This window comes from Synechococcus sp. H55.2 (genome assembly GCF_047462495.1).
Taxonomy (GTDB): Bacteria; Cyanobacteriota; Cyanobacteriia; order Thermostichales; family Thermostichaceae; genus Thermostichus.
Genome location: NZ_JANSJH010000200.1, coordinates 1 through 1,024 on the forward strand (window position 1 = coordinate 1; position 1,024 = coordinate 1,024).

At 48.4% G+C, this 1,024-nt stretch carries 1 pseudogene; it reads left to right on the forward strand.

From position 1 onward, the window contains the following. Position 1: 1 nt before the first annotated feature. Positions 2-931 (forward strand): annotated as a pseudogene (locus NW844_RS12900) (restriction endonuclease). Positions 932-1,024 lie beyond the last annotated feature (93 nt).

Consider the following 1,024-nt stretch of genomic DNA (forward strand, 5'->3'; position numbering starts at 1 on the left):
GATGGCCGTTCCGGATTACCAGAGCTTGCTGTTGCCGCTGCTCCAGTTTGCAGCACGCGAAGGAACTGAAATCTCAACCAGTGAGGCCGTTGAAGCTCTGGCAAAAGAACTGGGCCTCACAGAGGAGGATCTCAGGGAGATGCTGCCGAGCGGTGTACAGCCAACTTTTATAAACCGCGTCGGCTGGGCCTCAACCTATCTGAAAAAGGCAGGGCTGCTTGAAGCAACGCGCAGAGGATTCTACCAAATCACCGACCGCGGCAGAGATCTTCTTAAAAAGCAGCCCAAGACCATCAACGTAAAGTTGCTCAGGCAATATCCTGAGTTCCTAGAATTTGAGAGGCTCAAGGGCACAAGAAGCGCTGACAAGGCAACCGAACGAAAAGAGTCGTTAGAGATTTCACCAGAAACACCATTAGAGCAACTAGAAAATGCGTATAAAAATCTCCGCGATAAACTGGCTGATGAACTGCTTGCCAGGCTCAAGAAAGCATCTCCTGCCTTCTTCGAAAAGGTCGTTGTGGAACTGCTGGTTAAAATGGGCTACGGAGGTTCACGGGTAGATGCGGGAAAAGCAATCGGCAGGAGCGGTGACGGCGGAATTGATGGGATCATAAAAGAGGATAAACTCGGTCTTGATGTTGTGTATATTCAGGCAAAGCGCTGGGATAGCAATCCGGTAGGTCGTCCTGATGTCATGCAGTTTGTAGGAGCCTTACAGGCTTGAAGAGCAAACAAGGGTATTTTTATGACTACCTCCAGATTTACCGATGATGCTCGCAGTTACGTTTCTCAAATCGGCAGCAAGATTGTTTTGATTGACGGCGAACAACTGACAAATTTAATGATTGAGCACGATGTTGGCGTATCTACGGTTTCGTTGTATCCGGTCAAGAAGGTCGATAGTGATTATTTTGAAGAGAGCATCTGATAACTGCATCAACTCTGTCTTAACGTTAAGATCAACACAACCTAGCCCGAGGAGGCGAAAAGCGCTGTGACTCAGGTCAAGACCAAGGGAACC